The sequence below is a fragment of the Peribacillus sp. SIMBA_075 genome, assembly GCF_046534585.1.
The window spans coordinates 23641-48089 of sequence record NZ_JAWRYN010000006.1; the positions used below are offsets into that span (position 1 = coordinate 23641).

A 24449-nucleotide genomic window follows, 5' to 3' on the forward strand; every position below is an offset into this window, starting at 1 on the left:
AGGTAAGAGACTTGTACATGTGTCGACTGTGCTATGGCAACACGAGGATTAAGTCAATGCATATAGTTCATCATATCATTCCAGTTGAAGAAGATGTTAAAAAGGAATTTATTTATAATCCTAAGAATCTTATTTCACTTTGTCAGAGCTGTCATTTGCAAACACACGTTGAGTATGAAAAGAGAAAGATGGAAAAGGAAAACCTACAGGAATATCTGAGGGAGTTAGTTGAACAAGGGGTAGGGGAGGGGTAAAAAACTTTTTAGAAAACGGAAAAACACCCCCGAGCCCCCCTTTCGCACTAAAAACTCCCCACGAGAATATTTTTTGACCAATTAACAGAGCAGGAGGTGTGTAGAGTATGGCTGGTCAAAAGCAACCTATTGATTTGGTTCTTCATAAGGGAAATAAGAACCTTACCAAAGAAGAAATTGAACGAAGGAAAGCAGAAGAAGTTAAGAAAAACACTGATAATATTAAGCCACCTACTCACCTTTCTGCAAAGTTAAAAAAGGAATTTTACGAGTTAACAGATGAACTATTGCGAGTAGAGATCATGTCAAATTTAGATTGTGATGCAGTAGCGAGGTACTTGATTGCACAGGATGAATGGTTAAAATGTTACAAATTATTAAAGAAAATGAAGCCTGTAATTTTAGAAGATGGTCAGTATGTCACCAATGAACATTACGTTAAACTTTCTAAAAATATAGAGCTTTGGTACAAACAAGCACGTACATCAGCACAAGATTTAGGTATGACCATTTCCTCACGTTGCAAAATTATTGTTCCTAAAGCTCCAGAAGCTCCAAAGGAAAATAAGTTTAACAAGTTTGGCGGTGGTAAGAAGTGAAACAAAGGGCAATACAGTATGCGGAAGATGTAGTATGCGGAAAAGAAGTAACAGGGAGACTCGTAAAATTATCATGTGAAAGGTTTCTGAATGACTTAGAAAGGTCAAAGTTAAACGTATTAAGTGAGGAATTTCCCTATGTTTTCAATGAAGAAAGGGCAAATGAACTACTGGAATTTGCTGAAACCTTAGTGATCGCAGAAGGAACAGAAAAGTTTCCATTAGAATTAGCACCATATCAGGCATTTATTTTCTCAAATTTGAATGGCTGGGAACATCGAGAAACAGGGTACAGGAGATATCGTAGTTCGTATGTACAGGTCGGTAGGCAACAAGGTAAATCATTAATGAATGGTGTGCTTGGTACATACTACGGAAACTTTACTGAATATCAACATGCACAAATTTATTGCTCTGCGACAAAGAAAAAACAAGCCATGATTGTTGTAGAAGAGATGATTAAATTTATCAAAGGCGATCCTGAACTAGCAGAACTGTTTAAAATCAAAGAATATATTGGACAAATTGATTGTTTAAATACAGATTCTAAGATTGTTGCATTGAGTAGGGATACAAAAATTGATGGATTTCGTCCATTTTTAGGAATCGTAGATGAATTCCATCTGCATCCCACGAATGAAATGTACAAGATTTTAGAGGGCGGAACAGGTAATTTGGATGAAACTCTGATTAGTATTATCACAACTGCAGGATTTGATTTAAATTCACCTTGCTATGAGATGTATAAATACTGCATTAGGATTCTTGAAGGTGTAGCAACCAATGAATCAAGGTTTGTTTACATAGCTCAATTAGATGAAGACGATGACCAATGGGATAGTTCCAATTGGGTTAAGGCAAATCCTTTGACTTGTCAAACTCCACAAGGCATTCAGAAAATGAAAGATACAGCAAATGAAGCAAAAGAAACTGGTGGAGAAAACTATAGGGACTTCTTAACAAAGAGGTTGAATAAGTGGGTTCAATTTACAGACAACCAATATATGAATCTTGAACATTGGAAGAATTGTGAATCAGACAAAACAATTGCTGATTATAAAGGACATGAGTGCTATGTGGGAATGGATTTATCGAGTGGCGGGGATTTAACGAGTTTGAGCTTTGTGTTCCCTCATTTTATAGATAAAGAAAAGAAATACTTTATACATTCGCATTCATTTATCCCTAAGAATCGTGTAGCAGAGCATATTAAGACGGATAACGCTCCATATGATATCTGGTTAAGAGAAGAATTGCTTACTCCTACAGAGACTCTAGGGGGCATTAAAACTGATTATAAGTACGTTCTTCAATATTTAAAGAAGACAATTAAGGAATACAACTTAAAAGTTAAAATGATTTGTTATGACCCTCATAATGCTTCTTCGTTTTTACATGATTTACAAGAGATAGGCGTTCCAGTTTTTGAAGTTGGACAGTCTCATAAACAGTTAAATGATGCAACTTGTGACTTTAGATTGGAAGTTGAAGCTGGAAATGTACTGTACAACAAGAAAAGTGCACTGCTTTCTTGGTCAGTTGCAAATGCTGAAACAGTTTCTAATTCATATGGTGAAATCAAAATTGATAAAAACCTAGAAAGAAAACGTATTGATCCAGTCGATGCGGTTATTGATGCATGGCATCAGGCAATGAAAGTTAAATTTAACTTCTCACAATTTAGGGGCGAAGATGCTCTTAAGAAATTAGGTTGGTAATGAATTTGAATGAGAAGGGGGGTGATATTTTGGGAATCAAAGACTTTTTCAAATTTACAAAGTTTAAAAATGAAGCAAAGGAAAGAAATACATTTGGATTAGATAGTACTGATTTTCTTAGATTGTTTCTAGGAGAAGACCTTATGAGTGATGATGATATGTCAGATGTTACTTATAATGTATGCCTTAGAATACTTTCAGAGAGCTTAAGCAAACTTCCACTTAAGATGTATCAAGACACTGATAGTGGTTTAGTTAAGGTAACTGACCATCCAGCGTATAAAGTTTTAAGAAGACCTAATCCAACTACTTCACCTAGTTCATTATGGGCAGCAGTAGAGATGAATCGTAACCAACATGGAAACGCATATGTGTATATTGAACGTAATCCTAATGGAACACTGAAACATTTATGGGGATTACCTAGTACAGATGTGACTGTAAAGTTTAGTGAGAAGGGTGTATTTGGACAAGTAAATGCGGTCTGGTATCACTATCAAGATAAACAAACAGGAAAGCAATACAAATTCCATAGTGACGAAGTTCTGCATTTTAAAACTTCGGTTTCTTTTGATGGAATTAAAGGATTGTCTATCCGTCAGATGTTAGGAACACAGATTGATAACAGCAAAAGAGCTACTAACTATTTGAACAATTACTACAAAACAGGATTGATGGGAAAAGGCTATTTAACTTATGAGAGCAACATGAATATTAGTGAATCTGATGCTCATGATTTTGCAAGGGGAGTAACTGCTCATGCAGGTGGATCTGATAAAGGCGGTACATTACCTATCGTTCCACCGGGTTTTAAATTAGAAACTTTAAATATGAACATGGTTGATGCACAATTCTTACCGATATCAAAGTATACATCATTACAAATTGCATCAGCGTTTGGAATTAAACCAAGTTTCTTAAATGATTATGATAAGGGGAATTATGCGAATGTGGAAACACAACAACGTGATTTCTATATCAATACATTATTACCTATCTTAAAAGCGTATGAAGAAGAAATTTCAAATAAGCTTCTATTGGAAAGAGAGATTGATGCTGGTTTTAAATTTGAATTTAACCCTAACGTCATACTAAGAGCTGATTATGAGAAACAGGTTGATGGATTGGTTAAGCTTACAGGTGCAGGTATCTTTACACCTGATGAATCCAGAGACGCACTTGGATATGCTTCTAGGGGTGGAAATGCAGATAATTTATTTACTAACTCTGCAAATGTAAAGATTGATGATATCGAGAAACCAGATACTTCGAAAGGAGGTGGCAAGATTGACGAAGGATTGGATGGAGATCAAGAATAAAACAGAAGAATCTGCAGACCTGTATTTTTATGGGGATATTGTATCTTCTGAATGGAGTGCATGGGAACAAACTGACCAGTATCCAGACAATATTAAAAACTTCCTAGACGAAGTTAAAGACAAACCTAATTTAAACATTTACATAAATTCTGGTGGAGGTAGCGTTTTTGGTGGAATAGCAATCTATAACATGCTTAAACGACATAAAGCACATAAGACTGTTCATGTAGATGGATTAGCGGCTTCTATTGCAAGTGTTATTGCAATGGCTGGAGATAAGCTAATTATCCCAAGTAATGCTTTCCTAATGATTCATTCCCCTTGGGTAGGAGCACAAGGAAATGCTAAAGATTTGAGAAAAATGGCAGACGATTTAGATGTAATGGAACAAGGTATTTTGAACATTTACCAAGAGAATCTAAAGGAAGGCGTAGATATCGAAACAATTAAGGAAATGGTACACGCTGAAACTTGGATGGATGGTAATGAAGCTTCACAATACTTCAATATTGAAGTAGCAGAAGAAAATAAAATGGCTGCAAGTGCTTCTAAGTATTTGGATGAGTACAAAAATACACCGAAGAATCTAACAGAAAAGAAAGTTGAAGAACCAAAGGTTGAAACTATACCTGAAATTGACAATGTAGAAAACAGTATTGATGAAGAATTAGAACTATTGGCCTTGGAACTAGACTTATTATAGGTCTTTTTTTTTATGGAAAAAAAACAAACAAAAAACTGGAGGAAATAACAATGAATAAAGAATTAGTAGAAATGATGGATAAAATTTCAGCAAAAAAAGAGGAAGCTCGTGCATTACTGAAAGACGGTAAGAAAGCAGAAGCAAAAGCAATGTCTTTAGAAATTCAAGATATGAATGAAGAATTTGAAATTGCAAAATCACTATTTGAGGAGACTAAGATGGAAATGACAAATGAAATTAAAGAAGTTAAATACGAAGAAAAAGTAAACTTGGCAACTGTATTCGCAAAAGCAATCGTAGGTAAAGAACTATCTTCTAATGAACTAACTGAAATGAAAAACCTTATGCAAGAAGGCTTGAAAGAAAAAGGTGGAGTAACTGTACCTGATGACGTTCACACAAGAATCATTGAACTTCAAAGTGACACATTTGATGTTCGTAACTACGTTAATGTTGAGCCTGTAACAACTCTTAAAGGTTCTCGTGCAATCGAAGCTAACAAACCACAAGCTGTAGGTTTCGCTTCTCTAGATGAAGGAGCGGCAATTCAACAATTACATGAACCAGAATTCACTGATTTCGAATACAAAGTACGTAAATATGCTGGTTTCATTCCATTGACTAACGAACTACTTGAAGATTCTGACGAAGCAATCTTGGCTTATATCATCCGTTGGATGGCTAAGAATGAAATCAACACTTACAACTACCAAGTATTTAATGGATCAGGTGTCAATGCTGCTCAAGGTATCATGACTTCTACTGATGTTGTTAAATCTGATATTGATTTCTCTGGTACTGATGCAAGTGTTATCAAGAAATTGAAAACAGTTCTTAACGTTGACCTAGAGCAATTAACTGGCGACCAAGTTGTAATCTTCACTAATGCTGATGGTTATAACAAACTTGATGGAATTGTTGACGCTTCTGGTAAATCTTACTTACAACCAGATGCAACTAAAAAATCAGGTAATGTTTTCTTAGGTTCAGAGATTGTTAAAGTACCTAAAGATTTCCTTCCTAACGTTGGTACAGGTGTAGACCAAAAGACTCCATTCATCATTGGTGATTTGAAAGCTCTTTACACAATGTTTGACCGTAAACAAATGAGCGTAGAGTCTACTCAAATTGGTGGAGAAGCTTGGAGAACTGACAAAACAGAAGCTAAAGGTGTATTCCGTTTTGATGGTCGTATCGTAAACAAAGAAGCTGCTCAAATCCGTATGGCTAAATTGGGCTAAGAAAGAAAGGTGAGTAACCTTGCTTGAAGTAAATGCAGATATTCTTAAGTATGTGAAAGCCTATTTGAGAATTGATGAAGAGGATAAAGAGGACGACTTATCGTTGTCCCTCTATATTCTTCAATCAGAGGAATTTATTTATAATGCAACAAAATACAAAATAACCTACAGACCTGATAGGACGATTGAATCTTTAGCAGTCATGTTAGTTGTCACTCATTTTTATGAAAATAGAAATCCTGTGACTTATCAAAATGTGAACTTGCTACCCTATTCAATTCAATCCGTATTAAATCAACTACAATTTTGTTACCGTAAAGAACTGGATGGATCGTTATGAATTCAGGGAGAATGGATACACGAATTGAGATAGGCGGATACGAAAATATTAAAGACCCAATAACATTTATTTCTAAAAGAACATGGGTAAAAAAATATTCTACAATGTCAGAAAAGCTTAATCCAGTCACAAGGTCTGTCTATAATGAATCACTTCCACAAACAGAATACACCATTAGCTTTAGGATTCGTTATAAAAAAGGTCTTAAGTCTGGAATGATTGTGAAGTACAAGGGTGCTGAGTATCAACTACTTTATACAGAGGATAGCACAAGGTTGAAACATGAAATGATATTACGATGTAAGGACGTTAAGTGATGGGTGCAAGTTTCCATATCAAAGGCTATGAAAAAATAATTAAGGATTTAGAAGAACTTGGTCGAAAAGGTGCAAGGGCTAAAAATAAAGCTATTAAGGCTGGTGGAGAGGTATTTGCAGAAGAATTAAGAGAAGCGATACCTGTATCAGAAATTGATCATGAGCATATCAAAGACAACATCATTGTAACTGACATTAAAAGAAAAGGTGGAGTTCCACACGTTCGAGTAGGTGCTAATGGTGAAGTCGGTTGGAGATTCCATTTCCTTGAGTATGGAACAATGTTCATGTCTCCTGTAGCTCCAGCACAGAAAACAATCCAATCATCTAAGACTAAAGTTAAGCAGAAGATGAAAGATGTAATGCAAAAGGAGTTGGGCTTGTGAAAGATTTAGAAGTCCCTGTCATGAGTGCTTTGTTGAATGATGAACAAATCGCTACATTGACTAAAGGAAATATCCACAGATGGGTAGTACCACAACCAGACGAAGATAAAGAATTAGAATATCCAATTATCCGAGTTATTGAGATTGATAACTATGATAAACATTACGCAGATAATAAAGCGACAGTTTCAGAAATACCAATTCAAATTGATTTATGGGTACAAGGCGACCCATCAGAATTACAAAACTTAATTGATCAGAAAATGAAGGCACTCCAACTTACGAGAATTGGGGTGTCTTCTCGTTATGAACCTGATACAGGTGCAATGAGAAAAATATTTAGGTATAAAGGGCAAGTATCACTATAAAAACTATCACACCCACAACGGGTACAGGAGGAAAATAATAATGGCAAAGTCAGTAACAGGTGTACATAAAGTAGTATACGCAGTATTAACAGAGGATTCAAAAACAGGAACAACTTACGGAACAGTTAAACCACTAGCACCAATTATCCAAATCAGCACAGAAATTGCTACAGCTTCAGAAACTCAATATGCAGATAACGTGGCATATGATACTGATACTCAAATTGGTGAAACAACTTTAAACATGGAAGTACCGGGACTTGATTCAGCAGTATTAAGAGAACTATTAGGACTTGAAGCTAAAAACGGAGTAACAATATTTAAAGCAGACGCAAAAGCACCTTACGTAGCTATCGGTTACATTGGTACTCGTAGTGATGACACAGAGATTTGCAAATGGTTATTGAAAGGTAAATTTAATATTCCTTCTGATGACTATTCTTCTAAAGCAGATGGAGTAGAATACAAAACAACTTCACTTGATGCTACATTCATTCCTCGTGAAAGCGATAAAGCATTTAAAGTAGAAGCTGATACAGCAGATGAAGATTTCGTTGGATACGATACATTCTTTAACGCACCATTCGTAGCAACACCAGAAGCTTAATTAATAAATAAAATTATATGAAGGCACTGTTAACGCAGTGTCTTTTTTTGATTAACAAAAACTAAAAATGATGAGGAGCAATTTAAAAATGAAATTTAAATTAATGATGAAAAATGAAGAAACAGGAAAATTTGAGGAAAAGACTTTTACGCAATCATTCGTACCATTTTTCTACAAAAGAAAAACAACTGACCTATTTAACAAAGTAAGCAAAGGAAAAATCACAGAAGAAAAAGCTCTAGATATGCAACTTGAATTAGTAGTAGATATTTTTGAAAAACAATTTACATTTACAGACATTCAAAACGGACTAGATATCAAAACATCTAGCAGACAATTGTACGATATTTTCTATCACGAAATTCTAGAATACCCTGAATACGATGTACAACTTAAAGCACTTGAGGAAGCTGCGAAAGCAAGTTTAGAGAACGCTGATTTTTTAGCACAAGCTCCACAGACGGTGGAGTAAACCCAAAGCCTTTAATTGAAAGAAAGCATGATGAGGTCATGGAGAATTACAACTACTTGGTTTTTGAACAAGGTATGTCTTTAAATGACGTAGATAAAATGGACGTTAAATACTTCATGGAATTACTTAAATTTAGAGCAGATAAGAGAGAAAAAGATGGAAACCCAAATGTGAAAAAGAAGGTTGGAGAAATCATTACAAGTGGCAGGTTTAAAGGAGAAAGATTAGTTAGTGCTGATCAATTCCCGATATAAAGGTAGGTGAATTAGATGGTTGAAGAACAAATAGGTGAAGGCTTATTCGTTGGTGTCGGTTTAGATGATACCAGGTTTACAAAAGGTACAAAGAACGTAATGGGACAAATGCAGTTACTGAATTCAGAACTGAAAGCCCAAAAATCACAATTCGGTAAGTATGGTGATTCATTAGATGCATTAAAATCAACACATGAAAACTTAGGTAAGCAATTCAATTTACAGAAAAAGTATGTCAGTGATTTAAAGAAGAGGTATGAAGACTTAGTTAAATCACATGGAGCAACAAGTAATGAAGCAATTGAAGCAGGAAAAAGACTAAACAAAGCTGGTTCATACTACAACGAGTTAATCAGAAGAATGGACAAGACTGGCGAAAAGATTCATGACTTAGAAAATAAATGGAAAACTGCTGGAAAAGGCATAAATACATTTGCTAATAAAGTAAGCGGTGCAGGTGACAGATTAAGAGGATTTGGTGACAGTCTAGCCATAGGGGTTTCAGCTCCTATTGCTGGAATTGGTGTCATGGCTGTTAAGACTGGTATGAAGTTTGATAAAGAAATGAGTAAGATTCAAGCCGTATCAGGAGCAACAGCCGATGAGTTTCAAGAGTTGCGGAAACAAGCAATTTTATTAGGATCAACTACTACTAAGTCAGCATCAGAGGTTGCAACAGGTCAACTTGAAATGGCTAAAGCTGGCTATTCAACACAAGAAATATTAAAAGCAATGCCGGGTGTTATCTCTGCAAGTGAAGCGTCTGGTTCAGATATGGCTCAAACTGCAGAAGTAATGTCCTCCTCACTTAATATCTTCGGAAAAGATGCAAGCGAAGCAGGTAAAGTTGCCGATGTTTTAGCCAAAGTAGCTAACGTAACTGCGGCTGATTTAACTGATATGCAATATGCATTGAAATATGCAGGTTCTCCAGCGGCTTCATTAGGTATTAGTTTTGAAGAATTATCTGGATCAATTGGTCTTATGACTAATGCAGGGATGAAAGGTGAACAGGCTGGAACAACCTTACGTTCTGCGTTACTTAGTCTTTTAAGTCCATCAAAAGAAAATTACAAACTCATGGAGTCAATGGGTATACAAATTACTGATAACGAAGGTAATTTTGTAGGACTTGCAAATCTCGTGGATAATCTTTCTGAATCAATGGAAGGACAAACGGAAACTCAAAAAGCCGCAAACCTTGCAAGTTTGGTAGGTAAAGAAGCAGTATCAGGTATGCTTTCACTAATGGCTGCTGGTGGCGATGACATTGATAAGATGACTGACTCACTTGAAAATAGTGCTGGCGAATCTGCAAAAGCCGCAAAAATCATGAATGACAATTTCGCTGGAGCTATGGATGCTTTAATGGGAACAATGGAATCCATTGGTATTCAAGTTTCTGATGTAATGACTCCAAGTATTCGAGAGTTGGCTGAATGGCTAGGTAAGATGGGCGATAAGTTTTCTGGTTTAGATGATGATACTAAAAAGACAATTGTTACACTCGGATTAGTTGCGGCTGGAATAGCTCCTGTGACACTCGGAATGGCAATATTATTTAAATCATTTGGAACTTTAGCTGGCGGTATTGGAGCAGGAATTCAATGGTTTGGTAAATATCGTTCATCTGCAAAACTAACAACTGCTTCAATTACAACTATGGGAACACAAGCCACAATTGCAGGTGCAAAGGTTGAAAGAGCAGGAGGTAGGATTGGTAGAGCTGGAAAAGGCATGGGTGCTGTTAAAGGCGGTGCTATGGCTGCAGGAACAGGTCTATCTATGATGGGTGGTAAATTCGGCATGGTCGCTGGAATAGCTACAATGTTCCTACCTGAACTTATTAACATTGGCGGTAAGATGGTTAAATTCGGTGTTAACGCTGTTAAAACTGGTGGCGGTATAGCTGGTATGGGCGGTAAAGTATTAGGTGCAGTAAAAACTGTCAAGAACTTAGGTTCTGTTTTAGCTATAGCTAGAGGTGGTTTAGCGGCATTTGGTGGCCCTGTAGGAATAGCTGTTACAGGTGTTATGTTACTTGCACAAGGTGGTTATAAGCTTTATAAGCATCTAAAGGAAGAAAGTATTCCAGCAGTAACTGATTTTGGTGATAAGGTTTCTGACTCAACTACTAAAGCGGTATTAGGTTACAAGGATTTAAACGAAAAAGCTACAGCAGAATTAAACATCATGGCTTCTGATGGTCAAACTGTAACTCAAAAAATGGCTGATAACTTAGTTGGAACGTTCAGTAAAATGGGCGAAACAATCAAGAACAGTTTGAAAAAGGATTTTGATGACAGCAAGAAAAACATAGAGAGCGTGTTTAACGGAAGTGTTCTTACAGACGGATATCAATCTGAATTGCTTGCGAAAATTGATAAAGCTAATGCGGATAAAGTAGCTAGAATTGAAAAGTTTGAAGCACGAGTTAAAGAAATTACAGATAAAGCAGTAAAAGAAAAACGTGAAACTTCGGAAGTTGAAAAGGCTGAAATCAATGCAATCAATCAACAAATGATGGATATGGCAGTTAAAACTTTATCAGAAGGTCAAGTTGAACAACAAGCAATCATGGAAAAATTAAGAACTAATTCTAGTTCAATCACAGCAAGAACAGCGGCTAAAACTGTAGCGGATAGTAAGAAAGCTAAAGACGGAACAATCAAAGAAGCTAACAAAAAGTATGACGGAGCAATAGCGGCTATTATTCGTGAGCGTGATGAGACAGGAAGTATTAGTGCAGAAGAAGCTGATACATTAATTGGAGAAGCAAAACGTCAAAGAGATGAATCAGTCAAGAAAGCTAAAGAGATGCATAAAGGTGTTGTTAGGGAATCTCAAAAGCAAGCTAAAGGACATATTGATGATGTGGATTGGGAAACAGGTGAGGTTCTAACTGGTTGGGATAAAATGCAGAATGGTATCAAAAAGGCAGTCGATTGGGTTAGAGGGATTTTTGGAAAAGGTAAAACAGATTCAACACCTTCATTGACTACTAATAAGAGTGTTGCTAAAAAGCCTATCCCTATGATGGCTACAGGTACACCTGATGGTACTCATGCCGGTGGTTTGGCAATCGTATCAGAAGAAGGTCGAGAACTGATCCATGAGCCGGGGAGAGGAACATATCTTTCTGGTAGTAATGGTGCAGAGTTTAGAAACCTTAGAAGAGGGACAAGTGTTTTACCACATGCTCAAACAGAACAACTTTTGAAATACGGATTTCCTACTTATGCAAAAGGAACTGATGATGACCATTTTGATTGGATTACAAACGGTATTCTCAAAGGTGGAAAATGGGTTTTAGGAAAAGCGTTTGATAAGTTTGGTGTTAAGAATTCAAACCTTCCTGAACTAAATACTATAAGTAGTAAAGCACTTGTTGGTAATCCAGTTAGTACCTTCTTAAATACTGGTGCTAAATGGGCTAAAGATTTAATTGATTCATTTGGTGGAATCGGTGGAGTAGGTGGCGGTAAAGCACCTAATATTGCTGGCGGTGCATCAGCTTGGAGAGGACAAATTCAAAAAGCCGCAGCAGTTATGAGAGAAAGTTTATCTAGCTATGAATTAAACGGGATCATTGCACAAATTCAACGTGAGTCAGGCGGTAATCAAAAGATTACACAAAGTTCTGCAGTAGTTGATATTAACACTTTATCAGGAAATCCTGCTCGTGGATTATTGCAGTACATTCCGCAAACATTTAACGCTTATAAAATGAAAGGTGCTGGCAATATTTATTCTGGTTATGACCAACTTTTAGCCTTCTTCAACAATACAACATGGAGGCGTGACCTTCCATATGGTAAAAGAGGATGGGGGCCAAGAGGTGCAAGAAAGTATGGAACAGGTGGAGAAATTAATCACCGACAAATGGCAGAGTTAGGTGAAAGAGGTTGGAAAGAATGGGTACTAACTTCTGAACCTAAGTATCGTGCAAACAACCTAAGTATGTGGCAAGATGCTGGAGAATCTATGGGTGTTCCAAAATCAGCTACATCAGCGGCTATTTCAGGAAATGGTGAAGGGTTATCTAATACTGTACTAAAAGAAATAAATGAAGGAATTCAAAAGTTAGGTGAACTTATTGCAAAAAGCGAAAAGATAGTTCAACTTAACTTGAATGAAAGAAAATTAGGTGATGCTATTTTTCCAGCAGTTGAAAAAAGGTTAGGTAAGACTTTAAGAAATGAGAGGTGATTAGATGGAACTTTTTATTCAAACTGAACAAGGGGAGGTTATTGATACAAGTAGTTTTTTTAAGTTATCAGTATTCGAACCTTCTTCACCAAAAAGAAACCTTTCCCTTCAAGATATTGAGGGGAGAAGGGGTTCTTTGGTAACGTCAAATGCATTAACTACACGTACAGTATTAGTTGAATGTTTATTCATAGCTCGTGATAAGTCTGACTTCATATTGAAAAGAGATGAAACGTTCGTATTGTTTGATAGCGATATCCCATATTACATAATTGATTCACGACAACCATTCAAACGTTGGAAAGTATCTTGTGATGGGTTTGATGCAGAGTATACAAGAAACAGGGTAGGAAAAATCACATTGAACTTTACTGCTATAGATGGGATGAGTGAGTCTACTGGAAGTACATTGTCACCTTTATCCTTTGATTCTGAAACTTGGGGAATTGGTCAAAACCTACTCAATGATGACAATGGGTACATATTCACCAATAGGAATTTTAAAATTTACAATGCTGGTGATATAGAAGTTGACCCTAGAGAAAAGCCACTCATAATTACGTTTAAAGGTAGTTCAGATGGCTTAACTATTCGTAACAATACAACAGGCGAATATTGGAGATATTCAGGTAGTACTAACTCTTATGACACAATTACACTGGATCAAGTATTCTCAAGGAAAAATGATGCAAGTATATTCAATGATACAAACCGAAAGTCAGTCAAGTTATTAAAAGGGTGGAATGAATTTACCATAAGTGGTACTACTTCTGCTTTTGAAATAGCTTTTGATTTTCGGTTTTATTATTTATAAGAAAGGGGTGAAGATGTGTTAGTAGTTCACTCGTTATATGGAGAGATTGAGCCACTTGTTGATTATGAGCTACCTACAAGAAAATGGGTATTGAATGGTGAATACTCACTTAATTTTTGGATTTATCGTTCATCAAGTAATAGCTGTTCATTTGATTTGATACAAGGACGTTCTCTTATCCAATATGAAGACGATTATTTTCGTGTTACTCAATGTGGTGAATGGTTAGAATACGATACACCATTCAAAGAAGTAACTTGTGTGAATGCAGTAATAACTGATTTAGAGACAAATCGAGTTTATAGCGAACTAAGTGGTTCTATTAGTATCACTCAAGCGATGAATCTAATAACAAATGGCACGAAAATCACTTATTCTTTGGACGGTAATTTTAGAAATGTGACCTTTGAAAAATATGGTGAAAACAATTCATACGAATTATTCAAAGAAGTTTTAGAAAAATTCAAAGTAGAATACAGCGTATCGGCATTTCACATAACAATTAAAAACCGAATAGGGAAAGACAACGATTTTCAATTTAGGCATAAACACAATATAACAGGAACAGACCGACAAAGTGATATTAATACTTTGAGAACCTATATAAAAGGTTTTGGTAAACAAAGAGAAGAGACAGATATTTCAACAGGAATCAAAAGTACCCTAGTGGTCGATGACTTTGATGGAAAATGGGATAACTCTACATCAGAGGAACTAGCTGAATGGAATGCAAAAAATACAGGAGTTGGAATGGGTAAGAAAACTGATGTACTAGGTGACAGTTTTCAATTTAAGTTTACAGGTACTGGTTTTAGTATAGATATGATTTGCACATGGTTGGGTGGGAAAGTTGTATTTACGATTGACGGTTCTAACACCAAAACAGTTTCTTTATGGAGTCCTATTACAGATCAAGTAAAGACTTTTGAAATCATCAGAGGTTTGGAAAATAAAACTCATTCTGTAGACGTTAGGCTTGCAAGCAGGGATGGTAAGAATACGATGACAAAAGGCGATGTACTACCAGTTTTCCACCAACCAACAGGTAAAATTATAACAACGTATCGTGCAAGGGTAGGTAGTGAAAAGTATTATGCAAGTGTCGGTTACTTAAGTCCTAATAGCACTATACCTCAATACGGAATTTTACATGCAGACCCAATATACAATGAGGATTTCACAGATAATACAAGTCTACTTAATTTTATTAAAGGCGAGCTACAAGATACCCCTACTATCTCCACACAATTTGATTACCACACTTTAGTAAATGATATTGGTCAAGATATAGGTCGAGGGGATTCAGGATGGCTTATGCATGAGAAATTAGGAATTGATATCTACACAAGGGTTGTAGAAATAACGGATTATCCTACAAGCAATAAAACTCCTATCATAACAATTGGAAATGTTCTTTTAAATGGGACAAAACAAATATTAAAAGGAAAGGGGAAGTAAAATTATATGGTATTCAATCCTAAAGAAATGGATCAATTACAATTCAACAGGGAATATAGGGATGCTTTGAATGAAAACTTTAAAGGGTTACAAAAAGAACTTGAAGAATTAATCCAAATGAATCAAACAATGGCGGCTCGTTTAAATTCAGTTTTAGTGAACCCTACAGGTGGAGGTAATCCAGAAGTAGTCGCTGCGAGAATGTCAAGAGATGGGGAGGAATATCCTTCACTATTTGCACATCTAACCGAAATAGAAAAAGACATTGTAGACAATACACTTAACTTACAAGGTTTAATGGCTTACGCAGACAAGGTAAAAAAGAGAATCAATATTGATGAACCTGTAGATAAGTATTACTACGTGGATAAAAATTGGGGCTATGATGGGAACGATGGATTGTCAACACTTGCACCATTTAAGACAATTCAAAAAGCGTTAGACATGATACCTCAATCAACTACTGGTGGAGAAATTAACATATTTGTAGCTGACGGTGTATACGCAGAAGACCTAGTGTTAAGAAGTAAACAAGGTTCAGATATTAAGATTATTGGAAATCTCGATGTTCCAACTAATGTAAAAATTAATTCATTTTTTGCAGTCAATGTTCAAGCTTATCTTAATATTAGTGGATTTGAGGCCACAACAACAGTAAAGAATGGATTCCATTATGATCGTTGTTCTTACGTAAATACGAATAACTGTATATCAGTGAAGGATAAAAAAGCAAGTGGAATGTCTGGTATTTACTATTCTGCTGGATTGGGTGTTGTTGCTGGATGTACTGTATCAAATAGTTACAATGGAATTATTGCTAACTTTAGTTCAAAAGTTACGATTGAAGCGAACAACACTGGTACAGGCAATCTATATGGAGTAGTATCTGCACGTTCAACTATTCATAAATACAATAACAATACAGTAACAGGAACAACTAAAAATGAACATTTCTATGCTGGTGGCGAGATAACAAGCGGAGGAATTAGTTGATAAGCACTCTTTTACAGGGTGCTTATTTTTTTATGTTTTCGAAAGGGGAAAATTATGTATAAAACATATCCAATAACAGTGGACACAATGAAAAAAGTACAAAACAACATGTTCACTGTAAATACAAATGATTTAAACACACCTAAAATTATCATAAATATTAAACAAAATGGAGAACCAGTTGTTTTAACTGGTGGTGTGAAAGTGAGAATGGCAATAAAGAAACCTGATGGTAAAGTAGTATTTCAGGATTGTGATGTAATTGATGCATCAGAAGGATTATGTACAGTTGTTTTAAATACACAAGCTTTTGCAGTCGAAGGTAATCATACAGCAGAGTTAATGGTTTATTATACGGAAGACAGAGTTTCTGTTACAGCTAGATTTTCATATACAGCAGTCAAAGGCTTATTTGATGATGGAACAATTGAAAGCTCAAATAGTTTTCCAGCGTTTAATCAAATTGTATTTGATGCTCAAACAGCAGGAAAGAACGCATTGGAACATGAACAAAATGCATTACTATCCGCACAACAAGCAAAGATTAGTGAACAGAATAATAATCAAACTGTAGTTGAAACGTTGCAAGCAAGGTCAACTTTCCCAACTTTAAATGACAGATTGAATGATTTCGATAACAAAGTTACAGGTGCAAGTGGTGTTTATTTTCCAATGTATACACCACAAATGAAGGGTGCAACAGGTAAGGTCGAACAAGATGCTACTCCAATCCTACAGGCAATATTGGATATTGCAATAAGCAAAGGGGCGGTATATTGTCACATTCCTGCTGGTACATATCGAATAACAAACAAGTTGTATCTAAGTAAAAATACAAAGATTGTCATGGATAAGGGAGCAAGAATTCTTCGTGATCATAATGCTGGCTTCTTTATTAATGGAAGAACAGGCGATATGTTCTCAGGGTATAACGGAAACGGAAATATCACTATTGAGGGTGGAATACTAGACGGAAACATTAAAGCTCGTAATAAACATTACAATGAAATAGGTTTAGCTCGTGGTGAGAATATTGTTTTACGTGACATTGAGATTCTAGATGTACGTGGAGCACATGCAGTTGATTTGAACTCAAGTAAGAACGTATTGATTGAGGGTTGTAGGTTTAAAGGATATGACATTAACTACACAGTCGATGGAGATGGTGCATCTAATTTTCGTGAAGCTATTCAGATTTCAACTCACACAATAGATGGATTTAGTTCTTTTGGTGAATTCGATGGTACACCTAGTGTGAATGTTACTGTAAGAAACAACTACTTTGGAGCAAGTGAAAATCTTCCTTCTTATCCTTGTGGTGTTGGAAATCATGGACATACACCGGGCAAATTCATTAAAAATATTCGCATTTATGACAACACGTTTGACGGATGTACCTATGCAGGAATTCGACCTTTTAAATATGAAAATGTTTGGATCAAGAACAATACATTCAATAACTGTGAATATGGAGTAAGATTCACTAATCCAGATGGCAAAGGTGGCTATGATAACGGTATTCCAGAATCAGGTAAGAATGTTGTAATTGAAGCTAATAACTTTAACTCATCAAAGAAAAGAGATATTTACATTGCAGCATGGGCTTTGAACGATGTAGTTGCTAAATTTAAGAATGTTCAAATTATCAATAACATATCCGAAGGTTATACAGGAACAGCAAATGAATCTATCTTGGTAAATTTCTGTGACAATGTATTGATTCAGGGTAATACATGTAGAACGGCTTATAGGTTTATCATGTCATCATACTGTAATAATGTGCAAATTAAAGACAATTTAGTGAATGACATAACCACAGAAATAGTTTATGTAAATGATGGTGATATTGCAGAGAATCTTGGTAAAGGGTATACGAAGGATTATTACATTGTTGGGAACAGAGCAGAAAGGGGCGGACGTACTGGATTCCTTATTTCTGGTCTAGATGGAGTAGAGATTCATAGTAACATACTTAATGACATTACACTTGAAAATGCAAGTGGAAGTTCAAGAAGCTCTATGAGTTTATCCAGTTCAACAAGAAATGGTCGTGTTTACAATAACAGGATACGTGGTTCTTTACAAAAATATGGAATAGAAATTACATCTTCATGTAGCAACATTCAGACATTTAATAATGATGTAGTTGGAGTAACAAGAGCATTATTGAATAATGCAACTGGTGGATTTGAAGGTACTTTCATGTACAGTGCAAATGGAACACGTTACAAGATCACGGTTTCAGATGCAGGAGCACTAGTATTTACAGCAGGTTAATAATTGTTGAACGAAGGCTTAATGGGCTTTTACAGTCCTGGGGTACCGTTATAATGAAAATAAACTAAAGGGGTTTTAAAAATGATTGAAGTCTTAGTTGATCATTCCTACCAAGATGATTATCATAGTATTGCTCGAATAATTGTAAGTTTAGCTGATGTTAACGAAAACAAAAGGGTTTCTAAACTTCTGGCTGAAAATAATAACTTTGGCGGGGAAATTTTCATCTCAGGTGGGGATGTAAAAGGATTTTTAAGTAATGCCTTAAACATTGAACAAAAATATATTGACATTGACATCGAAAAAATTGATCTGTATTAAAACTATTGGAACAAACTGTGCTTAAGTGTAAACTAAAAAAATAAATTCTCCCATTTATGTTGTATAATGGTTTCGTGTGATTGAAAGGGGCAAATATACATGGAACAATGGGAAATTGAAAAGATTGAGCGATTAATTGCAAACAACAAGAAAAAAGCAGAAAAAAATCTCGAGGCATTAATTGGTCAAACCTTTAATGAATTAACTGTACTAGAGGAAGCTGAAAGAAGTAAAAACGGTCAAAGACGATTAAAATGCCAATGTTCATGTGGGAGTATTAAGGATTATGATGCTCATAAAGTAAAAAAAGGGCATACAAAATCCTGTGGCTGTAAAAGAACCAAATATATTGCAGAAGCCAGGACCACGCATGATGGTAGGCTCACACTTTTATATTCCAAATGGTCCGGTATAAAAAGAAGATGTTTAAATCCTAATGACTCTCACTATCCGGATTATGGTGGGAGAGGAATAACCATATGTGATGAGTGGAAAGATGATTTTGCTACATTCCAGGAGTGGGCATATGCCAATGGATATAATGATACTCTCTCCATTGAGCGTATGGATGTAGACAAAGGATATGAGCCATCTAATTGCAAATGGATTCCTACCAAATACCAGGCATGGAATAAACAAAATTCTGTCCGGCTCATTTATAAAGGTGAAGTACAGCCAATGGCATTGGTAGCTCAATTAGAAAACATTGAAAACAAAACATTATCGAGCCGTTATTACCGTTTTAAGCAACGAAATCCTCAAATTGAAGAGGGGGAAATTTCCTTTGAAATGCTTCAATCTATTACAAAAAATTTTGTAGAGATCATTTATAAAGGTAAAGTTTGCCTAATGAAAGATGTAGCAAAGGCTGAAAACATCAATCATAAAACTTTATCTACCAGGTATTACACCTTTATAAAGCGGAATCCTTATGTAGATGTTAATTCAATCACTTTCGATATGCTAATACCGAGGTAAGCAGGAACACCACCTGCCACCGTAACGTATAGGATTGAGCGATAAGGGAGCAAAAATATCTCCACGAGTGGAGGGCACGTTAATGCTAATAATCCCATACAAACCCACCCTTTCTTATATAAGTTAATTTTAATACAAAAATAGCCTATTTTTTGAAGGTTTCGAATTTTTAGTATAATAAAATGTAAAAAACGTAATGATATTGTGAGTTTTGCTATATTATCTATGTAACAAGAAAAAAATAGCAAAGGAGTACGAAGAAAATGGCCACAAAACAGATTGAAGTTCGTTTCTCAAACCTGCCATTAGAAATAATGGTAGAGGATTATAGGTATACGTTTGGCCCACTTTATAATTACCCAAACGCATGCAGTATTGAAATTAAAAAGCAGAATAACTATGTGTATGAAAATGTTATTGAAGATATTAGGGGGAGTGGAGATAGCGTATTTATTGAACCAACAGAAGAGTTTCCAGAAACTCCAGTTACAAAAATTATTTTTTGCTAAATAAACTGAGGTTGATTGAGCTAACTCAAAACTAAATGAGTTAGCTCAGTTTGTTTACAGTAACTATGATGTTATTAATTCATCTTTCAAATTCTTAAATTTAGACTGAATTGTATTAATAGTCTCATGATACTGGTATATGTCCTCTGGGTTGGTATCTAAGAATTTTTTATGCTGCTCACTGTATTCTTTTATTCCATAGGCTTCTTGTACCGTTCCCCATTCAATAAGCGTTTTTTCGTCTATATTGTTAACAAGTGCTACAATAACTTTTAGCTCAGGAGAATTAGCAAAGCGGGGTTTTAAAATTTGCAGAAGATTGTTATCTAGTTTATTTGATAACAATGTATACTCATTATACTTTTCTTGTATCTCAATTATTGATTCCGTAATTTTTTTATATCTGTGGTTTTCATTGAAAGTATGATTCCAGTAAGAAATGGGACTTTCCTTAATTAAATCCATAGACTTTTTAATATTAACTGGAATGAACGAATTGAAAGAGTAACCTAAAGTCACCGAATTAACTAGATTGAGGTTCACCCAAAGACTTTGTATAAAAACGCTAAATTCTCTTTCAGATTGCCTTTCAACTTGTCTAGTTTCCGCATTTTTTTGAAAATTCCAGATAACCAAACCAACTATTATACCCACAATGAGACTGTAGATAGTACCGGATATAAGCCCAGCCCAGAAAGAATCCCAAAAGGATTCGTAGTTAGTAATCCACATTTATTTATATCCCCCTATATAATATTCTTCGTTTATTATAAGGTTGAAGATTTGAATAGACAAATTTAAACCAGGGAGTTTCATTATTTCATCTTTCAAAAAAAGAGGAATTCAAAGAATCTTGTCAAATTTAATAGTTAGTAACAGCCATAAGGATAAAGGAGGAGTTAACATGGCAGATGAAACACAAAAGCTTGAGGGAAATCAAGAGGATCCATTAACTGAGGAACAGAAAAAAGAAGAAAAGAAGAAAGAAGAAAAGAAGAAAGATGTTGAGACAATAGGAAGACATACAAAGGACCTTTTAAATTTTAAATTTATTAATAGATCAGGTTCAATTCATATTGAAGAAATTCGTCAATTTTTAATTAATAAATTGGCTCATCTAGAATTACACGATGATAATGTTCTCATGGATGTGAAACATCTCTTGCCTATTTTATGGCAAGTTGAAGGAATTAAGGTATTGGAAGGAAATGAGCAAGTAGCTTTATCAAAATGATATTCCCAATGAGTCCTTTAAGTAGGAATAAGCTGTAGTATTTTAAAGATAAATAAGCAACAATCCAAGTCGTTCCAAAAGGGCGGCTTTTTATTATGCAATAAAGGGGGTGGAAAGTATGGAAACAGAAATCTTAAGCATGTTTTTAAAAGAAGGTGGATTCGCAGCATTATTTGTATGGATGTTGTATTCAACAATGAAAACCAATAAGGAGCGTGAAGCAAATTATCAAGAAGTAATTGAGAAGAATCAAGATGTAATTGAAACACAAGCTCAAGCATTCTCAACATTGGCTCAAGATGTAAATGAAATTAAACAAATTATTGTACATGATAATAAATAACTAAGGAGGAAATAAAATGAATGAATTCGTTATTTCAAGTGGACACGCTAAAAAGGTTCGAGGAGCATGTGGTTATATCGATGAGGTTAATGAGGCAAGGAAGGTAGTACCGAAAGTTGCTGAATATCTAAAAGAATTAGATTGTAAAGTACATACATTTAATGATGATGCATCAAAAACTCAACGAGACAATATCAACACAATCGTAAAATATCACAATAGTAAAAGTAGAGATTTAGATGTATCCGTACATTTTAATGCAGGAACAAAGGAAATTGGTGGTACAGAGGTTCTTTATTATGGTGACGAAAATAAAGCATTGGCTGCAAAGGTATCTAAAGCTATTGCTGAAGCACTTGGAATTAAAGATAGAGGAGCAAAAAAACGGACTGATCTGGGGTTCCTAAAAGGTACAGCTAAACCAGCTATCCTGATTGAAGTATGCTTTGTCGATACTAAAACTAATGCTGATTCTTACAAAAAGAACTTTGATAACTGTTGTAAAGCAATAGCTGAAACGTTATCGGGTAAAGAGCTGAAAGAAGAGGCTAAACCAGTTGAAAAGAAAAGTGTTTTACATAAGGTACAAGTTGGTGCATTCTCTGATGAGAAAAACGCAGCTAAATTAGTAGCGGACTTAAAGAAAAAAGGATATTCAGCTAGTATTGTAAAAGGGTAGAAAAAATGAGTGCCCCTCTTTATGTGAGAAGGGCACTCATTTTTTCATACTTAAAGAGTGATGATAAAATGGCTTTATAAACTTTTAAATTTATTATTTTATTACCATAGTTCAGTTTTAGTTAGGTCTAAATTAAATACTTCTAAGAATATCTCGTAAATATGCCAACATGCATCATCCCCTCCACAAAACAAAGGAGACAAAGCCACTGTAATCAAATCCCAATCATATAAATCCCGCAAAGAAATGAGGTTTTTTCTTATCTTTTCATCATCCATTAATTCAGGCTCAAAATATTGACTTGTATTGAAATAATCCAAATCTAAATCAAGTATTACAGGTTTGTTATTTAAATATTGAGAAATCCGACCGTTTACTTTTTCATAAACAAGGTCTTCAATAGTTTGCAACCTTTTACCTTGGTATTTCTTTCTAGATAATAACTCACTTAGTTCTAATTCACATTCATTGAACTTCCAATCAGAAAGATCAAATGGATCATGGCTTTGTGTTTCATTTGTTTTTGGTGTTACATAAATTATGTTATCAATAGAATCTGTTGCAAATCCCGCCCATATAAAATTTGCAATTTGCAATTTTTCAGTTACATTATAAACATCTTGTTTATTTTTAATAGAACCTAATCCATTCGCTAAAATACCATCCGGAAGATCATCTAAATGGGCGTCAACATGGACTAAAGTGGCATTTGGTTCGATAAAATCATACACCTTACTTAACTCCCAAGCAGCGAAAGCCCAATTGTGATCACACATAACAAATATTTTATGTTCTGGAAAACAAACCTTGTAATTTTTCAGCGCCCCCATATTTTCACTCCTATTGCAATGTTCGTTCTATTAGTAAAGTGAAATAGTGATTTTCCTGTAATATCAATAATAATAGTATGCTCATCTCCTTTTTCACTCTAAACATTCGCTATTTTAGCACCTTCATTATATAATATTGCATTCAAGATTAACCTTAAATCCCTTTTGTCTAAATCTATAGTTACAAAATCCGGTAAAATATCATTTTCTTTTAAAACTTCAATAAAAGATGGAATCATATCTCTCTGATGCCAGTAATCACTTCTAATGATATGCTCATATATTTTTTGAATATAATACGAGTGTTTACTTAGGTTAGGTTTGTAATTATATCGTGGAGACGGATAAATCATTAAATCTACAATACACATAGATTGAAGGTTTTCAAAAATTTCATCGATACACGGTCTTATTTGATCTAAGTAGTTATTTATTATCACATTAGGAAAATTAAATTTTTTAGGAGCACCATAAAGTTCAATTAATTCTTCGATTTCACATTTATATCCATCATCACCAAATCTTTTCTTGTTTTCTGCCCTTAGAATATATAGCTGTTCCAAAGGTGTTTCTTTTTTAGTAATTAAAATTTTTGATTGTTCACTTTTAAACTGAGTGGCTTGTTTAGTAATGATATTGATTAACCCGGTCAAATGTTCATAACGTTTTTGACAATAAGAAATTAATTCCTTACAATCAATAGTCAATTCCTCATCTTTTTCATTTGGATCATTGCTGTACAAATGGACACTAAATATTCCATTTCCACTACTGCTTGACCATGATGCGAAGTACCTTTTTTTAGATTTTATCCCATTTTTACTGACTAAATTAACTGGATGAGTACCAAAAGCTGCTCTAATATGTGAAAAATAATCATCATCGGAAATACTTTTTCTGAACGTAGTATTGTCTTTAAGTAATGGATAATTTTTATCATTATTAAGAACTCTATGAATTTGTTGAACAGATTCGACAAGTAAGTCAATTGCCCCTATAAATTGAACCATATTTAGGGATAAAACATCTTGGTTTTTGTGTTTTAAATCTATAGAGGGAATACTGTTAACTACTACTTGAATCCAATCTCTTGCCGAGTAAACACAATTCAATTTATTTTTGCCATTATTATTTCCGTATTCCAGAATTAGAAAGTCCTCATTATCAGAAATAACTTGTTTAAAATCCTCTAATAGATAAGGCTCTAGGAAGTCCATTTTCATAAA

Annotated in this window: 27 protein-coding genes; 24 read left to right on the forward strand and 3 right to left on the reverse strand. The window is 34.8% G+C overall.

What is annotated here, in order from left to right:
- Positions 1-17: 17 nt before the first annotated feature.
- The 21 genes from SB775_RS06910 (at position 18) to SB775_RS07010 (ending at position 20137) form a co-directional block, all read left to right on the forward strand.
- Positions 18-254, forward strand: coding sequence for an HNH endonuclease (locus SB775_RS06910; protein WP_410861130.1), 237 nt, complete (start codon positions 18-20; stop codon positions 252-254).
- A gap of 107 nt (positions 255-361) precedes the next feature.
- A complete protein-coding gene (locus SB775_RS06915) occupies positions 362-853 on the forward strand; it encodes a phage terminase small subunit P27 family (protein ID WP_410860996.1) in 492 nt (163 codons plus the stop codon).
- Positions 850-2571, forward strand: coding sequence for a terminase large subunit (locus SB775_RS06920; protein ID WP_410860997.1), 1722 nt, complete (start codon positions 850-852; stop codon positions 2569-2571). Before SB775_RS06915 ends, SB775_RS06920 begins: the two co-directional genes overlap by 4 nt.
- A gap of 29 nt (positions 2572-2600) precedes the next feature.
- Positions 2601-3890 (forward strand): phage portal protein, encoded by a 1290-nt coding sequence (locus SB775_RS06925; RefSeq protein WP_410860998.1) that lies wholly within the window; start codon positions 2601-2603, stop codon positions 3888-3890.
- On the forward strand, positions 3817-4593 hold the full coding sequence (locus SB775_RS06930; protein WP_410860999.1) for a head maturation protease, ClpP-related: 777 nt from the start codon (positions 3817-3819) through the stop codon (positions 4591-4593). The genes SB775_RS06925 and SB775_RS06930 overlap by 74 nt, the downstream gene beginning before the upstream one ends.
- 50 nt (positions 4594-4643) lie before the next feature.
- A complete protein-coding gene (locus tag SB775_RS06935; RefSeq protein ID WP_410861001.1) occupies positions 4644-5834 on the forward strand; it encodes a phage major capsid protein in 1191 nt (396 codons plus the stop codon).
- A 19-nt stretch (positions 5835-5853) separates the two neighbouring features.
- Positions 5854-6174: a head-tail connector protein gene (locus tag SB775_RS06940; protein WP_410861002.1), complete on the forward strand. Its 321-nt coding sequence runs from the start codon at positions 5854-5856 to the stop codon at positions 6172-6174.
- Positions 6171-6491, forward strand: a complete 321-nt coding sequence (locus SB775_RS06945) for a phage head closure protein (protein WP_410861003.1) — start codon at positions 6171-6173, stop codon at positions 6489-6491. Before SB775_RS06940 ends, SB775_RS06945 begins: the two co-directional genes overlap by 4 nt.
- A complete protein-coding gene (locus SB775_RS06950) occupies positions 6491-6877 on the forward strand; it encodes an HK97-gp10 family putative phage morphogenesis protein (RefSeq protein WP_410861004.1) in 387 nt (128 codons plus the stop codon). The genes SB775_RS06945 and SB775_RS06950 overlap by 1 nt, the downstream gene beginning before the upstream one ends.
- On the forward strand, positions 6874-7245 hold the full coding sequence (locus SB775_RS06955; protein WP_410861005.1) for a hypothetical protein: 372 nt from the start codon (positions 6874-6876) through the stop codon (positions 7243-7245). The genes SB775_RS06950 and SB775_RS06955 overlap by 4 nt, the downstream gene beginning before the upstream one ends.
- Before the next feature lie 40 nt (positions 7246-7285).
- A complete protein-coding gene (locus SB775_RS06960) occupies positions 7286-7852 on the forward strand; it encodes a major tail protein (protein ID WP_410861007.1) in 567 nt (188 codons plus the stop codon).
- Between the two features lie 88 nt (positions 7853-7940).
- On the forward strand, positions 7941-8324 hold the full coding sequence (gpG, locus tag SB775_RS06965) for a phage tail assembly chaperone G (protein WP_410861008.1): 384 nt from the start codon (positions 7941-7943) through the stop codon (positions 8322-8324).
- 38 nt (positions 8325-8362) lie between these two features.
- The gene (locus tag SB775_RS06970) at positions 8363-8578 is read left to right on the forward strand and encodes a hypothetical protein (protein WP_410861009.1); all 216 of its coding nucleotides are present in this window, start codon (positions 8363-8365) and stop codon (positions 8576-8578) included.
- A 15-nt stretch (positions 8579-8593) separates the two neighbouring features.
- Positions 8594-12787 (forward strand): phage tail tape measure protein, encoded by a 4194-nt coding sequence (locus SB775_RS06975; RefSeq protein ID WP_410861010.1) that lies wholly within the window; start codon positions 8594-8596, stop codon positions 12785-12787.
- Between the two features lie 4 nt (positions 12788-12791).
- Positions 12792-13601: a phage tail family protein gene (locus tag SB775_RS06980; RefSeq protein WP_410861012.1), complete on the forward strand. Its 810-nt coding sequence runs from the start codon at positions 12792-12794 to the stop codon at positions 13599-13601.
- Between the two features lie 15 nt (positions 13602-13616).
- Entirely contained in the window at positions 13617-15059 is a 1443-nt protein-coding gene (locus SB775_RS06985; protein ID WP_410861014.1) for a phage tail protein, read from the forward strand.
- Positions 15060-15065: 6 nt separating this feature from the next.
- Complete coding sequence (locus tag SB775_RS06990) at positions 15066-16052, forward strand: hypothetical protein (protein WP_410861015.1); 987 nt, start codon at positions 15066-15068, stop codon at positions 16050-16052.
- 54 nt (positions 16053-16106) lie between these two features.
- Entirely contained in the window at positions 16107-18329 is a 2223-nt protein-coding gene (locus SB775_RS06995) for a BppU family phage baseplate upper protein (RefSeq protein WP_410861016.1), read from the forward strand.
- A gap of 81 nt (positions 18330-18410) precedes the next feature.
- Positions 18411-18650 carry a hypothetical protein gene (locus tag SB775_RS07000; RefSeq protein WP_410861018.1) on the forward strand — a complete coding sequence of 80 codons (240 nt, stop codon included), beginning with the start codon at positions 18411-18413 and terminating at the stop codon, positions 18648-18650.
- A gap of 99 nt (positions 18651-18749) precedes the next feature.
- Positions 18750-19628 carry a hypothetical protein gene (locus SB775_RS07005; protein ID WP_410861019.1) on the forward strand — a complete coding sequence of 293 codons (879 nt, stop codon included), beginning with the start codon at positions 18750-18752 and terminating at the stop codon, positions 19626-19628.
- Between the two features lie 263 nt (positions 19629-19891).
- Positions 19892-20137 (forward strand): hypothetical protein, encoded by a 246-nt coding sequence (locus tag SB775_RS07010; RefSeq protein ID WP_410861021.1) that lies wholly within the window; start codon positions 19892-19894, stop codon positions 20135-20137.
- 63 nt (positions 20138-20200) lie between these two features.
- On the opposite strand, the gene SB775_RS07015 is transcribed toward SB775_RS07010, so the two are convergent.
- Positions 20201-20869 carry a hypothetical protein gene (locus SB775_RS07015; RefSeq protein WP_410861022.1) on the reverse strand — a complete coding sequence of 223 codons (669 nt, stop codon included), beginning with the start codon at positions 20867-20869 and terminating at the stop codon, positions 20201-20203.
- Between the two features lie 172 nt (positions 20870-21041).
- Between SB775_RS07015 and SB775_RS07020 the strand changes: the two genes are divergently transcribed.
- From SB775_RS07020 to SB775_RS07030, 3 genes are all read left to right on the forward strand, one after another.
- Positions 21042-21371 carry a hypothetical protein gene (locus SB775_RS07020; RefSeq protein WP_410861023.1) on the forward strand — a complete coding sequence of 110 codons (330 nt, stop codon included), beginning with the start codon at positions 21042-21044 and terminating at the stop codon, positions 21369-21371.
- Positions 21372-21489: 118 nt separating this feature from the next.
- Positions 21490-21714, forward strand: a complete 225-nt coding sequence (locus tag SB775_RS07025) for a BhlA/UviB family holin-like peptide (RefSeq protein WP_410861024.1) — start codon at positions 21490-21492, stop codon at positions 21712-21714.
- Positions 21715-21730: 16 nt separating this feature from the next.
- Entirely contained in the window at positions 21731-22393 is a 663-nt protein-coding gene (locus SB775_RS07030; RefSeq protein WP_410861026.1) for an N-acetylmuramoyl-L-alanine amidase, read from the forward strand.
- Between the two features lie 101 nt (positions 22394-22494).
- Here SB775_RS07030 and SB775_RS07035 read toward each other — a convergent pair whose 3' ends face one another.
- Both SB775_RS07035 and SB775_RS07040 read right to left on the reverse strand, forming a co-directional pair.
- Complete coding sequence (locus SB775_RS07035) at positions 22495-23223, reverse strand: peptide arginase family protein (RefSeq protein ID WP_410861028.1); 729 nt, start codon at positions 23221-23223, stop codon at positions 22495-22497.
- 98 nt (positions 23224-23321) lie between these two features.
- Positions 23322-24446, reverse strand: a complete 1125-nt coding sequence (locus tag SB775_RS07040; protein WP_410861029.1) for a hypothetical protein — start codon at positions 24444-24446, stop codon at positions 23322-23324.
- Positions 24447-24449 lie beyond the last annotated feature (3 nt).

Bases quoted from the DNA above. Each gene is read 5' to 3' on its own strand.
- SB775_RS07015 (WP_410861022.1), bottom strand. From the start codon at position 20,869: ATGTGGATTACTAACTACGAATCCTTTTGGGATTCTTTCTGGGCTGGG.
- SB775_RS06995 (WP_410861016.1), top strand. From the start codon at position 16,107: ATGTATAAAACATATCCAATAACAGTGGACACAATGAAAAAAGTACAA.
- gpG (WP_410861008.1), top strand. From the start codon at position 7,941: ATGAAATTTAAATTAATGATGAAAAATGAAGAAACAGGAAAATTTGAG.
- SB775_RS06980 (WP_410861012.1), top strand. From the start codon at position 12,792: ATGGAACTTTTTATTCAAACTGAACAAGGGGAGGTTATTGATACAAGT.
- SB775_RS06990 (WP_410861015.1), top strand. From the start codon at position 15,066: ATGGTATTCAATCCTAAAGAAATGGATCAATTACAATTCAACAGGGAA.
- SB775_RS06960 (WP_410861007.1), top strand. From the start codon at position 7,286: ATGGCAAAGTCAGTAACAGGTGTACATAAAGTAGTATACGCAGTATTA.
- SB775_RS06950 (WP_410861004.1), top strand. From the start codon at position 6,491: ATGGGTGCAAGTTTCCATATCAAAGGCTATGAAAAAATAATTAAGGAT.
- SB775_RS06970 (WP_410861009.1), top strand. From the start codon at position 8,363: ATGGAGAATTACAACTACTTGGTTTTTGAACAAGGTATGTCTTTAAAT.
- SB775_RS06945 (WP_410861003.1), top strand. From the start codon at position 6,171: ATGAATTCAGGGAGAATGGATACACGAATTGAGATAGGCGGATACGAA.
- SB775_RS07010 (WP_410861021.1), top strand. From the start codon at position 19,892: ATGGCCACAAAACAGATTGAAGTTCGTTTCTCAAACCTGCCATTAGAA.
- SB775_RS07005 (WP_410861019.1), top strand. From the start codon at position 18,750: ATGGAACAATGGGAAATTGAAAAGATTGAGCGATTAATTGCAAACAAC.
- SB775_RS06930 (WP_410860999.1), top strand. From the start codon at position 3,817: ATGATATCGAGAAACCAGATACTTCGAAAGGAGGTGGCAAGATTGACG.
- SB775_RS07030 (WP_410861026.1), top strand. From the start codon at position 21,731: ATGAATGAATTCGTTATTTCAAGTGGACACGCTAAAAAGGTTCGAGGA.
- SB775_RS07000 (WP_410861018.1), top strand. From the start codon at position 18,411: ATGATTGAAGTCTTAGTTGATCATTCCTACCAAGATGATTATCATAGT.
- SB775_RS06910 (WP_410861130.1), top strand. From the start codon at position 18: ATGTGTCGACTGTGCTATGGCAACACGAGGATTAAGTCAATGCATATA.
- SB775_RS07035 (WP_410861028.1), bottom strand. From the start codon at position 23,223: ATGGGGGCGCTGAAAAATTACAAGGTTTGTTTTCCAGAACATAAAATA.
- SB775_RS06975 (WP_410861010.1), top strand. From the start codon at position 8,594: ATGGTTGAAGAACAAATAGGTGAAGGCTTATTCGTTGGTGTCGGTTTA.
- SB775_RS06935 (WP_410861001.1), top strand. From the start codon at position 4,644: ATGAATAAAGAATTAGTAGAAATGATGGATAAAATTTCAGCAAAAAAA.
- SB775_RS06915 (WP_410860996.1), top strand. From the start codon at position 362: ATGGCTGGTCAAAAGCAACCTATTGATTTGGTTCTTCATAAGGGAAAT.
- SB775_RS07020 (WP_410861023.1), top strand. From the start codon at position 21,042: ATGGCAGATGAAACACAAAAGCTTGAGGGAAATCAAGAGGATCCATTA.
- SB775_RS07040 (WP_410861029.1), bottom strand. From the start codon at position 24,446: ATGAAAATGGACTTCCTAGAGCCTTATCTATTAGAGGATTTTAAACAA.
- SB775_RS07025 (WP_410861024.1), top strand. From the start codon at position 21,490: ATGGAAACAGAAATCTTAAGCATGTTTTTAAAAGAAGGTGGATTCGCA.